Source organism: Bacillus sp. 1NLA3E (genome assembly GCF_000242895.2).
Taxonomy (GTDB): domain Bacteria; phylum Bacillota; class Bacilli; order Bacillales; family Cytobacillaceae; genus Bacillus_BU.
In genome coordinates this window covers 1828449-1842556 of the sequence record NC_021171.1, presented here as the reverse complement: position 1 = coordinate 1842556, position 14108 = coordinate 1828449, and the positions used below count along the sequence as shown (strand labels likewise).

11 protein-coding genes, 2 pseudogenes and 1 riboswitch are annotated in these 14108 nt (G+C 37.8%); of the genes and pseudogenes, 4 read left to right on the top strand and 9 right to left on the bottom strand.

From position 1 onward, the window contains the following. Window positions 1-21 precede the first annotated feature (21 nt). Window positions 22-459 carry a PCYCGC motif-containing (lipo)protein gene (locus tag B1NLA3E_RS08855; RefSeq protein WP_015593501.1) on the top strand — a complete coding sequence of 146 codons (438 nt, stop codon included), beginning with the start codon at window positions 22-24 and terminating at the stop codon, window positions 457-459. A gap of 479 nt (window positions 460-938) precedes the next feature. Next, window positions 939-1091, top strand: coding sequence for a hypothetical protein (locus B1NLA3E_RS25235; protein WP_187292165.1), 153 nt, complete (start codon window positions 939-941; stop codon window positions 1089-1091). 85 nt (window positions 1092-1176) lie between these two features. On the opposite strand, the pseudogene B1NLA3E_RS08850 reads toward B1NLA3E_RS25235, so the two are convergent. From B1NLA3E_RS08850 to B1NLA3E_RS08845, 3 genes and pseudogenes are all read right to left on the bottom strand, one after another. Further along, window positions 1177-2601, bottom strand: a pseudogene (locus tag B1NLA3E_RS08850) (PTS fructose transporter subunit IIC); the annotation flags it as partial. Window positions 2602-2664: 63 nt separating this feature from the next. Then, a pseudogene (locus B1NLA3E_RS25980) lies at window positions 2665-3087 on the bottom strand (PTS sugar transporter subunit IIA); the annotation flags it as partial. 375 nt (window positions 3088-3462) lie between these two features. Next, window positions 3463-4233, bottom strand: coding sequence for a nucleotidyltransferase domain-containing protein (locus B1NLA3E_RS08845; protein ID WP_015593499.1), 771 nt, complete (start codon window positions 4231-4233; stop codon window positions 3463-3465). 201 nt (window positions 4234-4434) lie between these two features. On the opposite strand from B1NLA3E_RS08845, the gene B1NLA3E_RS08840 reads away from it, so the two are divergent. Further along, window positions 4435-5553, top strand: coding sequence for a metallophosphoesterase (locus tag B1NLA3E_RS08840; protein ID WP_015593498.1), 1119 nt, complete (start codon window positions 4435-4437; stop codon window positions 5551-5553). Window positions 5554-5713: 160 nt separating this feature from the next. Here the strand turns inward: B1NLA3E_RS08840 and B1NLA3E_RS08835 are convergent, their stop codons facing one another. From B1NLA3E_RS08835 to B1NLA3E_RS08810, 6 genes are all read right to left on the bottom strand, one after another. Further along, window positions 5714-6982 carry an MFS transporter gene (locus B1NLA3E_RS08835; RefSeq protein WP_015593497.1) on the bottom strand — a complete coding sequence of 423 codons (1269 nt, stop codon included), beginning with the start codon at window positions 6980-6982 and terminating at the stop codon, window positions 5714-5716. Between the two features lie 214 nt (window positions 6983-7196). Continuing rightward, window positions 7197-8981, bottom strand: coding sequence for a phosphomethylpyrimidine synthase ThiC (thiC, locus tag B1NLA3E_RS08830; RefSeq protein WP_015593496.1), 1785 nt, complete (start codon window positions 8979-8981; stop codon window positions 7197-7199). Between the two features lie 130 nt (window positions 8982-9111). Then, a riboswitch (TPP riboswitch) is annotated at window positions 9112-9226 on the bottom strand. Between the two features lie 185 nt (window positions 9227-9411). Continuing rightward, a complete protein-coding gene (locus B1NLA3E_RS08825; protein ID WP_015593495.1) occupies window positions 9412-10053 on the bottom strand; it encodes an acetate uptake transporter in 642 nt (213 codons plus the stop codon). 484 nt (window positions 10054-10537) lie between these two features. Next, complete coding sequence (locus B1NLA3E_RS08820) at window positions 10538-11626, bottom strand: nitric oxide synthase oxygenase (RefSeq protein WP_041580408.1); 1089 nt, start codon at window positions 11624-11626, stop codon at window positions 10538-10540. A 157-nt stretch (window positions 11627-11783) separates the two neighbouring features. Next, entirely contained in the window at window positions 11784-12284 is a 501-nt protein-coding gene (locus tag B1NLA3E_RS08815) for a GNAT family N-acetyltransferase (RefSeq protein WP_015593493.1), read from the bottom strand. 132 nt (window positions 12285-12416) lie between these two features. Next, entirely contained in the window at window positions 12417-13421 is a 1005-nt protein-coding gene (locus B1NLA3E_RS08810; RefSeq protein WP_015593492.1) for an asparaginase, read from the bottom strand. 177 nt (window positions 13422-13598) lie between these two features. On the opposite strand from B1NLA3E_RS08810, the gene B1NLA3E_RS08805 reads away from it, so the two are divergent. Beyond that, window positions 13599-13940 (top strand): helix-turn-helix domain-containing protein, encoded by a 342-nt coding sequence (locus B1NLA3E_RS08805; RefSeq protein WP_015593491.1) that lies wholly within the window; start codon window positions 13599-13601, stop codon window positions 13938-13940. The last annotated feature ends 168 nt before the right edge of the window (window positions 13941-14108 follow it).

Genomic DNA, 14108 nt, shown 5'->3' with positions numbered 1-14108 from the left:
GATTAAAAGAGGTGTTCTTCTATGAAATATACTAGCTTTATAGTATTTAGTTTGTTACTAGTAATCATTTTAGCAGGATGTAGTCCTAAAAAAGAACTAACTTTAGATTCAAAACATGCAAAGTTGCCTGATTATGTTACTTCATCTTCTGACATTATTAAACAAACCTATATAATGGCAGCCGAGTATCCAAAAGTATTGGCATCCGTCCCTTGCTATTGTGGTTGTACCGGAGACGGGCATAAGAGTAACCTTGATTGTTTTGTTAGTGGAATAAGCAAAGACAATCAAGTAACTGAATGGGATCAACATGGAGTGTCATGTGACACATGTGTAGATATCGCCCAGGATTCGGTCGAAATGTATCAAGATGGGAAAAGTCTAAAAGATATTAACAAATTAATTGTGAAAAAATACGAATCAGTAGGAGAACCTACACCAACACCTGTGCCGAAATGAGTCTCTAATCAAATAATAGTAAAAAAAGGCAGTGGATTTAAATCACTGCCTCTTCTGAACGTACAAAAAGACGCCTGTTAGAAACAGGCGTCTTTGATGCGTTTGCGGCAATGGACCGCACGACCACATTCGTACGTTTAACCCGAAGGTAAATCCGTTGGCTTATGCAAATTAGCTCATCGCTTAATTAATATACCATCACTTCAATACAATAACAAGTTGAATTTATTACCAATCCATCAAAATAATATGTTAGGACGGCATTATTTCAAATCAAGGATTGCACCTGTTAAAAACCCATTGATTCAAGCGTGGCCGTTGCCCCCTAGAATCATAATTCCCCCCCAAAAAAAATATCATATATTGTAAATCTTTTTCTTTGCAAATCGCTACTAAAATTAATACAATTAATTTAGATTCTTTGCAACTAATTTTTCCAAATCTCATATCTTATAAACTTTGGAAGGGTGTTGAAAAATTTGGCTAAAAAACCAGATAACAAAAATATCACTGTTAATTCACCAGTTTCATTAAAAGGACTTGTAAAAGCCATTTTTAACGATACAATTCATGTTCAAATTGGTGGAAAAATTATTACTATTCCCGCTACTGATATTCAGCTAGAAAAATAATTACATTTTATCCAAAGAGCAGCATCTACTTATGCTGCTCTTATTTGTTTTGGTCTGAAGACCATTCATTTTAGACCTAATCATTTATTGGTTTTTTTAGCATGTTCACCAGTAATGCCGTTACAATTACACCAATGATGATAGCTATGAAGAACATCGGCACATTTCCTACTGCCCTAAACACAGCAACGACCGGTCCACCATGTGGAACATTATCTGTCACCCCGCTAACCATCGCAATTACAGCACCGACCATTGATCCAACCATAATGCTTGGAATAACACGAAGAGGATCTTTTGCAGCAAACGGTATCGCGCCTTCTGTAATACCAACAAGCCCCATTGCTAGTGCTGCTTTCCCAGCATCTTGTTCTTCTTCTTCATATTTCTTTTTATTTAATATTGTCGCAAGCCCCATCCCAATTGGTGGTACACAAATAGCAACAGCGATTGGTCCCATGATATTGGTATTTCCTTCAGCAATCATCGCTGCACCAAACAAGAAAGCAACTTTATTTACTGGACCACCCATATCAAAAGCAATCATTGCCCCCAAAATTAGGGCAAGCACAACACTACTTGTTCCTTGCATTCCCGCTAGCCAAGTTGTTAGGTCTGAAAATACAGCAGCGATTGGCGCTCCTAAAATAAAAATAAATACAGAGGCTACAATCAATGATGCTAATAAAGGAATAATTAAAATCGGCATAATCGGAGCCAATAATTTTGGAACCTTCCAGGTCCTAATCCATTTAGCAACGTACCCAGCAAGGAAACCAGCTACGATTCCCCCTAAAAATCCAGCTCCTGCCTCACTATTATAAAAACTACCGTTCGCAGCAATATATCCACCAATCATTCCAGGTGCTAAACCGGGGCGATCGGCGATACTAATCGAGATAAACCCTGCCAAAATCGGTACCATGAACGAAAATGAGGCTGCACCGACAGAAAGAACTTGGTTCCAGGTCGACCCTTTTGGTATCTGTAAACCTGTTGGAGTTGGTTTCCCGCCAATAGCTAACGCGAGGGCAATTAATAGCCCCCCTACCACTACAAATGGAATCATATAGGATACGCCATTCATGAGGTGCCGGTAGACTGGATTTTGTTTACTTTTCATTTCCTGTTTATGTTGACCAACAGACTTCATACCAGCTTGATATACGTTTACTTTTCCATCAATAAACTGCTCAATTAAATCTTCAGGTTTTCGAATTCCATCCTGAACACCCGTTACTAATAATTTCTTCCCGGCAAATCGTGATTTATCTACCGCTTTATCAGCAGAGATGATGATGCCATCTGCTTCCCTAATTTCAGCAGCAGTTAGTTCATTTTCTACTCCAATGGATCCTTGCGTTTCCACCTTCATTCCAATGTTCATTTTTTTGGCCGCTTTTTGTAAATTCTCTGCTGCCATATATGTATGGGCTATCCCATTTGGACATGAAGTAATCGCCAAAAGTTTGAGGCTTTTACCAGTTGCTGTTAATTGTGTTTGATTCATATTTTCTTTTGCATCATTTTCTTCGAGTCTTGCCTTCTCCCATAAATCGACTGCCTTTACTATTTCTTCAATTGTAACGGCTTTTCTTAAAGCGCTTTGGAAGGTATCATCCATCAACATGACAGACAGACGAGACAGGGCCTCTAAATGGTCTCGATTAGCCCCTTCACTTGCCGCAATCATAAAAACAAGACTTACAGGCTTTTTGTCTAATGAATCATAATCCACACCCTTATTGGAACGTCCAAAAGCAATTCCAGGTCTTTTCACTGCACTTGTTTTGGCATGGGGGATGGCGATCCCGTCCCCTATTCCGGTTGTACTCTCGCTTTCTCTTTCTAAGATGGCATTTTTAAATTTATCAAGATTGCTTACATTTCCAGACTTAAATAATTTTTCAGCCAACTCGTTAATGACGTCATTCTTGCTAGTAGATTTGAGATCAAGTATGATGGTGTCTTTCGATAACAATTCTGATATTCTCATTTACTTTAACCTCCTGCCTTTTTAAAAAGATGGAAAAAGAAAAAACTATTACTAATTCATAGTCTGTGAAATCGTTTTAAAAAAAATGCAGAAAATATGGAATAATAATATATATTTTCGGTCTAAGGTTTCATACCTACACCGATTGTGAAAGAAGGTAAGTTTTACACAATAATTGACACAATATGGCAGTGTAACTAGAGCAAGATTATTAAGCAAATTTATTTATTTTCATATCAAATTCAAAAAGTATTATTAAGCCCTGCTCCGCCCCTTTTCCAAAAAAAATGCCCATTCTGCCAGTTGAGCAGATGAGCTATTATCATCTTGATAATTTATACGACATCTTAAATATGTATTGTTTAACTAAATTTGTCACTCCCAGACTTCTTCAATTATTTCTCTGAATAAAACATTTAACTGCGGGGTGATATCCTCTTTTGTGACAACAAGGGTTTTCGCGAAATCTTGAATCCGTGCGATTTCGTGCTCTACATAATCATTAATGACGGTGATCTTTGGCTCTAAGTTCAACTCATCCCCACTCATTTTTCTTTCCAATAAAGTAAGGACTTCCTGTTTTAATTGGCCAGGTTCCAAAATATCTTCAAGCAACACTTGAAATTCAATCGGTGGAAACGTGTTGTGTTTTTCAATCCAATTGCAGGCCAAAATCGGGCGAAGAACATAAAAATATTTCTTAATTTTCACTTTTCCTCCTTGCAGATAATCCCGATAGTTCCCTTTTGCCATGTTGAGATAATGATAGATGGCAGATTGGGGTGAAAATACTTTTCCTTGAATTGACTTCATTTTTCCAACTAATGAAAAGGCTTGGTAATAAACGATTCCAGACTGAAGCCATTCCGTTAGTGGTGGATTTGATTTTCTATATAGACGAAGTGCCTTACGTAAGTCCCAACCATTGATATCGAGGAGATCATTAATTGGAAGTTCGATCACATCCCGCTTTTCGTCAATAGACAAATACCATTCCTTTTTATGGACATAAATGAACCGGACATCGTAATCACTGTCCTTAGAAGGAAAACCCCACGCCCTGCTACCTGATTCGACGGCAAAACAAACCTTAACATCGAATTGCTTCTCTATATTTTTGATGTTTTCGATAATTTTATCTCTCAAGTTCTCATCTCCTTCAATAGAAAATCAATTTGTACTTTTCCCTTTTTTTAATATGCTAGCGGCTTCTTCTTAATGTACATGCTAGCATGTGAAAGCTTAAAAAAACATCTTGATTGATATTTTGGGCAATGTGAATTAATGTGATCATACATAAAAATAATTGGATTATAATATTAATGTCGCGAAGGTAGGAGTTTATGAATGAAAAAATGGTTCAGTCTTCAATTTTTGATCTTTCTTCTTATTTATACAGCTATTACCTTTTATATTGGCTGGAACGGGTGGATTTGGCTTCATTCAGCTTTTGGTCTTCAAGATAAATGGATATATGGAGTACTATTCGTTGTCGTATCTTATTCATATTTGATTGACCGCTACACGAAGAAATGGCACTTTTTTAAGATCATCGGATCCTATTGGATCGCTGTTATACAATACTCTATTATCCTTTTTCCGCTTGCGGATGTTTCTTTTTGGATTCTGAGTACCTATGGACTTCCTGAAACAGCAATCATTGTTTGGATAGGTGCATTTATCCTTGTGGCTTTCTTCGTTTTGTTTGGGTATGGAACATTTAATGCTTACAATCCAGTGGTTCGAAACTATTCGATTGTCATCCCGAAACAAGCTAATGGGCGCTCAGGGCTTCGAATTGCGATGGCCTCTGATATGCACTTTGGAAATCTCTCCGGTTTATCGCACCTGCGCCGGTTGGTGAAAGAGGTAAAAGATTTAAATTCGGATATCATCCTGTTACCTGGTGACATTATTGAGGATGAACTGGGACCGTTTATGCGTAAAAAAATGGGTGATGTCATGGGGGAATTGTCCGCACCACTTGGCGTATATGGTGTGCTTGGCAATCATGAATATTACGGTGGAGCCATTCCCGAGTTCCTGAAAGAAATGGAACGAATTGGCGTGACAATATTGCTGGATGAATCAGTCAAAGTGGACGACTCTTTTTACCTTGTCGGCCGAAAAGACAAAACGGATTCAAATCGTTTTTCAATGGAGGAATTATTGGGTAAAATTGATCTATCTTCACCGATCATTGTGATGGACCACCAACCAGGGGAAATTAAACATGCAAAAATGCATGGCGCTGACTTGATTTTGTCTGGTCATACTCATCGAGGGCAGATGGCTCCCAACCATTTGATCACTAGAAAAATGTTTGAATTAGACTGGGGATACATGAAAAAAAATCAACTTCACACCATTGTATCTTCTGGGTATGGTTTCTGGGGTCCGCCGCTTCGGATTGGCAGCCGTTCGGAGATTGTTCAGATTGATATTAGCTTTGGAACAGAAATCTGATTTACTAGTCCAGCTCGGTGAAGGTGTTTAACAGTATAGTTCCGTTTTAGATTCATATAAAAAATTAAGAACCTGGTGCTGGCCAAGGTTCTTAATTTTGGGCTCATTCACCCAATGCTAAACCATAGAGACAAACATATACGTTCTCATACTCTGCAACTTATTGAGCTTTTACCTGTGTTTGTTTTTGTACCTGATCTACCACTCTCCTATCTAATTGTGGAGCAATTTGGTAGAACAGATAAATCCCCATCACACCGATAATTGAAATAAAAATAGAAGTTTCCATCTTCGATAAAAAAGAACTGAGCGTAACCGTGATGGAACATATCAGCATAGACAAGTTAAATGTTAAACCTGCTACCGCCATATAGGAACTTCTGGAATGTTCAGGTGGCATGGATGCCATGTAATTTTGTTGCACTGGAACACGGAGGACTTCAGCAACTGTTGACGCTAACATCGCTAAGCACAATATCCATACATTATTTGAATATGAAATGATAGCGTATCCCAAAACAAAAACTAGACAGCTAATGATAAGGGTATGTCGATCTTTGAACTTTTCCACAAGCTTGGTTGCATACAATGCTGTTACTACTACTAGAATAGTATTTTCAGTACGGAGGAATCCTGTCATTTCAATTCCGCCAAAAGTCCATCCTAGTATATGCTGTTCTTTCATTTCATTAGCTAAGCGAATGCTGATATAATTTGTAAGTTGAAATTCCATTGACAGAACAAGCAAACCAGCTAGTACATAGAGGACGAACAACTTATCCTGAAATACTTCTTTGTAACTTGAAAACAATAATTTAAGATGTAGTCCCATTGATTTTTCTTCAGTTAGCTTAGGTACATAACTTTCTTCAATAAAGAATGTAATTAATATCCAAGTTAACAAGGAAGCAAGCGCTAAGGCAATAAGAAGTTCAAATAAAAACTGTTTGAATAAGAAACCACCAACGACGCCGCCTAATGCAATTGACAAGTTATTTGTCCAGTACATAGCCGTGTACATGATCTTTCTTTCTTCCGGCTTACTAACGTCTATCAGCATTGCTTGGTTAGCAGGTCCTGCCAGTCCCCAGCATATGCTGTTGACCGTCATCATAAAAAATGAAATTAATGGAGAAGAAAACCAAGGAGAATTACACACCATCATCGTGAAAAATGCAACAAAACGTAATGTTTCCGCGATAACGATGATCTTCTTGCGACCAAACTGATCGGAAAAATATCCTCCAAAAAAATTAATGATGATACCTATGAAAACATTTAGAACTAATAAAAGTCCTGTAGTCATAGTACCAAAGTGATGGGATAAATAAATTGCCATAAAAGGAAAAACCATGCCGCCGATTGTTGAACTAAAAAATGATTCCACCATTCGGATTTTAATGTTTTTATGAAACTTCATTATTTTCATGCTTATATCACCAATTCTTTTTGTATCATAGATTTAGCAAAATCAAACTCTGATTTCCTAATTTCCTTATTATACAAGAATAATTTGGTGAATCTACCTAATTTTGTGAATAAATTGCAAAAGAACAACTCTTCATTCATGAACAGTGAAAATCAAAGAGACCATTTTTCAGGAATAATCAATTTACTTTCAATAGATTTTTTGATTTCCTTGGTCATTTCTGATAGATTTCCCCGCCAGTTGCTCTAAACTCATCTGCCTTTTCTTTCAAACCTTCATCAATTACATTTTCATAGTCGAATCCTTTTTCCATCGCTATTCCTCGTATGTCATGTGAAATCCTCATACTGCAGAACTTCGGACCACACATCGAACAGAAATGGGCCGTTTTAGCACCTTCTGCTGGAAGAGTTTCATCATGGTACTCCATCGCTCTTTCCGGGTCAAGCGATAGATTAAATTGATCGCGCCAACGAAACTCAAATCTAGCCTTCGAAAGTGCGTCATCTCTCAATCTTGCACCCGGATGCCCTTTTGCTAAATCAGCAGCATGTGCAGCGATTTTATAGGTAATTACTCCAACTCTTACATCCTCTTTATTTGGCAAACCCAAATGTTCTTTAGGTGTCACATAACAAAGCATCGCTGTGCCAAACCAACCAATCATCGCCGCACCAATTGCAGACGTAATATGATCGTAGCCGGGGGCAATATCAGTTGTTAGTGGACCAAGTGTATAAAATGGAGCCTCGCCACAAATTTCCATTTGTTTATCGACATTCTCTTTGATTAAATGCATTGGTACGTGTCCAGGTCCTTCAATCATCACTTGAACGTCATGTTTCCATGCAAGCTTTGTCAGTTCACCTAATGTTTCTAATTCAGCAAATTGTGCTTCATCATTGGCATCGGCAATAGAACCCGGACGTAAACCGTCACCTAACGAGAACCCCACATCATACGCTTTCATGATTTCACAAATATCTTCGAAGTGTGTATATAGGAAGTTCTCCTTATGGTGGGCAAGGCACCATTGAGCCATGATTGAGCCACCTCGGGATACTATCCCGGTTACACGTTTTACTGTTAAAGGAATGTATCGTAAAAGAACCCCCGCATGGATCGTAAAATAGTCCACGCCTTGTTCCGCTTGCTCAATTAACGTATCCCGATACACTTCCCAAGTTAAATCCTCAGCGATGCCATTAACTTTTTCAAGTGCCTGATAAATTGGCACCGTTCCTACTGGTACTGGAGAATTTCGAATAATCCATTCTCGAGTGGTATGAATGTTTTTTCCAGTGGAGAGATCCATCATCGTATCTGCTCCCCAACGTGTGGCCCATCTCATTTTTTCCACCTCTTCTTCAATCGAAGAAGTGACAGCAGAGTTTCCGATATTTGCATTTATTTTCACATGGAAATTCCGACCAATAATCATCGGCTCACTTTCAGGATGATTTATATTTGCTGGGATAATCGCGCGCCCTTGAGCAACTTCATCGCGGACAAATTCAGGGTCTATATTTTCCCTTATCGCGATATATTCCATTTCGGGTGTTACAATTCCACGCCGTGCATAATGTAATTGCGTGACGTTACATCCTGTTTTTGCCCGTAAAGGTTTTCTTTTTAACCCCGGAAAGATTTCAGTATTTGCGAGAGATTCTTCTTTTTTATAGCCATTATCCTCTGGTTTTATATCACGACCAACATACTCTTCAACATCACCACGTTCAAGAACCCAATTGCGACGAAGCGGACTCAGTCCCTTCCTGATGTCTGCTAAATAGTCGGAGTCTGTGTAAGGTCCACTTGTGTCATAGACTCGAACTGGCAGATTTTCCTCTTCACCAATTGTTCCCGTTGTAGGACTTTGCGATATTTCTCGCATTGGAACTTGAATGTCTGGTCTAGTTCCCTCGACATACACTTTTTTACTTCCTGAAAAACTAGACAGGATTGATACGTTCATCTCACTTACTGATTTGTTCTCCATCATGGCATTCTCCCCTTTTTTTTAATAAAAAGGACAAAATCTAATTCATTTTCAGCATGAAAAAGCCGGCGTCTTGTTAAGACCCGGCGATGTTAGTATAAATTCAGAAATGACATTTTGCCATGACAAATTTAAGTTATGCTAACTTCCCCACGCTGGTATGAACCAGATCAGGTCCTGAGGGTTAAGAAACTTAGTCGCGTTTCTCTCTCAGCCCAACTTAATGGACACCCCTAGTCTTAATTTTGGAAATTGTTCAAAATTTACTATAAACTACTATCTAGAACTTGTAAACATATTTTCCCTAAAAAGTCCCTTTCACTATTTGTGTGAAAGAGCCCATTAATACATTTCCCCTATTAACTCTTTGAAAAATAAGAAAAACCGATTGAGAAACGTTTCCGTCCACCAATCGGTTTATTTCCAAATATTATGCGTTTTTGACCAATTTCATTTGAACTTGTGACTTTAAGATTCCAAATGGTTTTCCTACTGGTACTACAACGCGGCCTAAGTGGGCATTTAATACAGAAGCACCTGCTCCATATAAACCAAGGATAGAGATAGCCATTTCAGCAACCGCAGCAACCATGTGGGAAGTTTCTGGTGCGATTTCAAATGTAGTTAAAATTAACCCTACGAATAATACGTCTATTAAAACAAAAATCGAGAATAGAACTTTATGAGTTTCTAAGGCACCAACTGTCATGAAGAGGCTGAAGACTAAGTATCCAATAAAAGCAACGCCCAATTGCTTTGGATCCACTGTAGAAGCTAGTGTTTTACCGAAGACACCTAACTGAATTAACCAAGAAGTACCTACACCAATCCAAAATAATCCGTATGCTCCAAATGCAGTTTGTCCAAAAACATTGTTATTTTTGGCATCTTGAACACAAGCAAATAATTGTGCGAAACCTCCAAGAAATATCGCCCACGGTAAAATAAATGAAACACCTTCTGTTAAGCCTAATTTTTGAGTTGAAGCGACAAGAGTTACCATGGCAAGACCAAACATACCTAATGCGGATGGATCTGCTACCTGAATTTTAACGTTCGTATTGTTTTCCATATTTTTCCTCCTAATTATTAACATACTTAGATAAAATACTAGAGAATTAGAACGGCGCCAAATGCTGTAAAATAATGAAATATTATGTATTTTACTAGACTTGCCATTCCCTTTTGGTCAAATGGCATGACACGGATGGTTTAGGTTAAACAATTAATCTAATAAAATATCCAATTCTATTACTTCAATCCTCCTTCCCTTTTTGGCAAAAGAAAGCGTTTACGATTAGTTGTTTCAAAATAAATAATGTTTATTTACATTATGAAACCGCTTTTATTTTTGCAATTCTATTAATTTAGAATTTTTGGATATTTCAATAAAATTATATCTTTTTGGCGAAATAAGTCAATACCCTTTTTCGTATTTTTCTTTTTCATCCCTAAATTAACAGCCCTATCCCTAAATTTTCTACTTAAATCAAAAAGGCCATGTTCCAGCCTACATTAGTAGGTTTGAACATGGCCACTTTGGTAAGAATTAGTTTTTACGATATAAATAAATTTGGTTGGTAGAAAAAGTTTGGCTTTAGCATTTCGTTCTTATATGGTTTATGAAATATATGAGTGGTAGCAGGGGAAACCGGTGGAACTAGCCAAACCCAGTTACCTGTCACCTTTCTTCCACAGGATACCTCTTTCTCTTCAAACATTTTAAACTGTTGTGCTGCAGTATGATGGTCAACAATACTTACTCCATCTTCTTTGTATGAATATAATATCGCTTGGTTCAGTTCAAGAATTGCTCGATCCTGCCAAAGCGAAGTGTTGCTCTCAATGTCCAGTCCCATCATTGAGGCAACTTTTGGAAGTAGATCGTAACGATCCTTATCTGCAAAATTCCTTGCACCAATCTCTGTTTCCATATACCACCCATTAAAAGGAGCAGCTGTATAATGGATTCCCCCAATCTCCAAGCGCAATTGGGCAACCATCGGAACTCCATACCACTTTAAATTTAAATCTTTGAACCATTCATATTCCGGATGACGCAGGGGAACTTCTAGCACTTTCTCATGCGGAATTGTAAACATTTTTGGTCTATTTTCTTTTACTTGAATAACCATTGGTAGTACATCAAAATCGGTTCCTTGACCTTTCCAACCTAACTCTTGGCACATTTTCGTAAAGTCAAAGGAGTGCGGATCTCCTACCACACCATTTTCTGTCTCATAACCTGCATACCTGATGATTTGATGATTCCAAAGTCTCACTTGAACTTCATCTTTCATTTTCGGTTTAAAAATTGTAATCGTAGGTCTTATTTTTCCACCATTTGTCGCGTAATCAATATGTTGCAATAAAGCATCGCTAATTTCCTCTTCAGTATTTAGATGCCGTTGATCAATGATATGTAAACTTTCCCAAAACAACCTACCAATACATCTGTTGCTATTTCGCCAAGCCATCCTCGATCCGTGTTGAAGTTCTTCATATGTGTGATCATAGTGACTCTCATCTTGAATTTGTTGCTCCACCTCATCAATTCGAAGCTTTATTTCTTCTCCTGATTTTCCTAGCTCACTATAGCATTTTGTGATAAATTCTTTTGCCTGAATTAATAGTTCATTGTTCATCTTCACACAGTCCCCTCTTGCATCATTCTCCCAATTATCATTCTATTACTATCCCAATTATAGTACAACTTAAGCGTCTACCAGACAGGCAAAAACAGCACCAAAGTCACTAGATGCTGTCAATTCATGTCGTTATATGGAACTCTAAAGATTTCTGCTAAAATAGTTTTTCAAAGCACTTATATGACGCTTTTCGAAATAGATAGCGAATTTCCCCTTTTTCCTGATACCCAAATTTTTCAGACATCGCAATCGCCCTATGATTTTCTGAATATACATCAAAACGGATACTTGTATGGCCTCTATCCCATGCGTATTCCTCTGCAAATTGGAGTAATTTTTTTCCATAACCCTTTCCTTGATGGAGTGGATCAACCGCTAGACGATGGATTACTATCGGACTACCTCCAAAGTCCTCCCATTGGATTTCTATATATTTTTTGCTTTGGTTTGTATCAAGGACGATAGCACCAACTAATTTGTTGGTTTTTTTGATGCCAAATAAGGTTTCCCTTTTTAGATCTTCCTTTACAATAAAGTGATTCGGATAATAACGAACCCACTGGTCTATTCCTTTTTTTCTCAAGTCAGATGCTATATAAGAATAGAATTTATTCACTTCAGATAGTTCTTTTAATCTAATTAGAACAATCTCCATCCCTTCACCTCACCATGCTCTGACCAAATACAATATTTACATATTAAATATGAAATATTTATTCCAAAAACCCACGAATCATTCTTTTTTATCCAAAATAAAAAGAAACCCGAATTAACGAGTTTCTTTCGGTCAGTCCTCTTTGCCCCAGTTTGTTGATAAATCCCAGGCAGCTGGAGTCTCGATTAGATGTTTGACTTCCTTAAGGATGGTTGTTTTTCCAAGTGCCCACATTAGTTTAGCTACAACTGCTTCTGAGTTCATGTCCCCCGAAACAATTACATCATATTGTGCAACTTTTCTTCCAACTTCGTACAGATAAAGGTCCTGCCCCTCTTCCAAACACTGTGTTGAGATGAGTACCGGGAAACCATGCTCTGAAAGTTCTTTTAATTTTGGCAATAGGTTACGTCCTTCAAAAGGAACACCACCGTTTCCAAAGCTTTCTATAATAACACCCTTATATTGAGATTTAATAAAATCAAAGATTTCTGGTTTTGTTCCAGGATGTAGTTTCAAAAGGAATACGTCTGAGCATAAACTAGTATCGACCTTAAATTCCTGTAGAGATGATGCTGGTTTCCAAAAGTAATTGACTTTATTTCCTGAGATATTTGCGACATAAGGATGGTTGATACTTTCAAAAGCATCGTAACTTTTTGTCCTCATTTTCACTGCTCTCGTTCCAATAATAACGCGTCCGTCAAATACAACAAAGACGCCACCGTTATCTTCACAAGCAAAACGAACAGAATCTGCTAGATTTTTTTTCGCATCTGTTTGTTTAAAGCTTATTGGAATCTGCGACCCCGTTATAACCACTGGTTTATGTAAGCCTTGAAGCATATATGAAAGTGCCGCTGAGGTATATGCCAAGGTATCCGTACCGTGGGTAATGATAAAACCGTCGTATTGTTGATAATTTTCCGAGACCATTTCCGCCATTTCAACCCAATGCTCTGGCTGCATATTGGTACTGTCCCGATTCATAAGAATTTGACAAGTCACATCCACGTTTTGATCTGTGTGCTGAAAATATTGAAGTAATTCTAATGCTGACAAACCAGGAACAAGTCCCTCTTCCCCTTCAATTGATGCAATGGTTCCACCAGTTGCTATTAATAACAGCTTTTTCATAAATTTCCTCCTTGAGGAGATTGCTTTTGTACGCAATATGCGAATGAATATAGCTAATTATACGTCTAAAAATACAAAATAATCAATAACTGTATTCAATTTGCGTATATTTTTCTTTTGTGAATATTTACAACATGGTATAATCAACAAAGACAAATATAGGGGTCGTGATAGATTGTGTTACAACGTTTAGCTGAGCTTCGAAAAAACAAGAATTGGTCGTTACAGGAAACGGCTGACCGCCTCGGAATAGCCAAAAGCACATATGCTGGCTATGAATCCGGATACCGCGAGCCTTCATTAAAAGCATTATCACAAATAGCTGATTTATTTGAAACGTCAGTTGATTATATTTTAAATCGATTAGATTATAAAAATACAAATTTGGAACTTATAGAATTACTGGGGGCAAGGGAGATTGTGCTTTCACTAGATGAGATTACGTTATCAACCGAGGAACTACGTGATTTTATTGCGTTCACTAGATTAAAGAGAAATGTGAAGAGTCAGCTGGATTAAAAAAAAGGCTGTGTTGATTTTTTGCACAATGTTGATTAGAGTGGAAGGCACGAAGACTCCTGCGGGAGCAGCGGGACAGGTGAGACCCCACAGGCGCTTAAGCGAGGCCACTGAAAAACATACGATTTTTACGTCTGTAAATAAATTTTGGTACAAAAAAGGCAATTT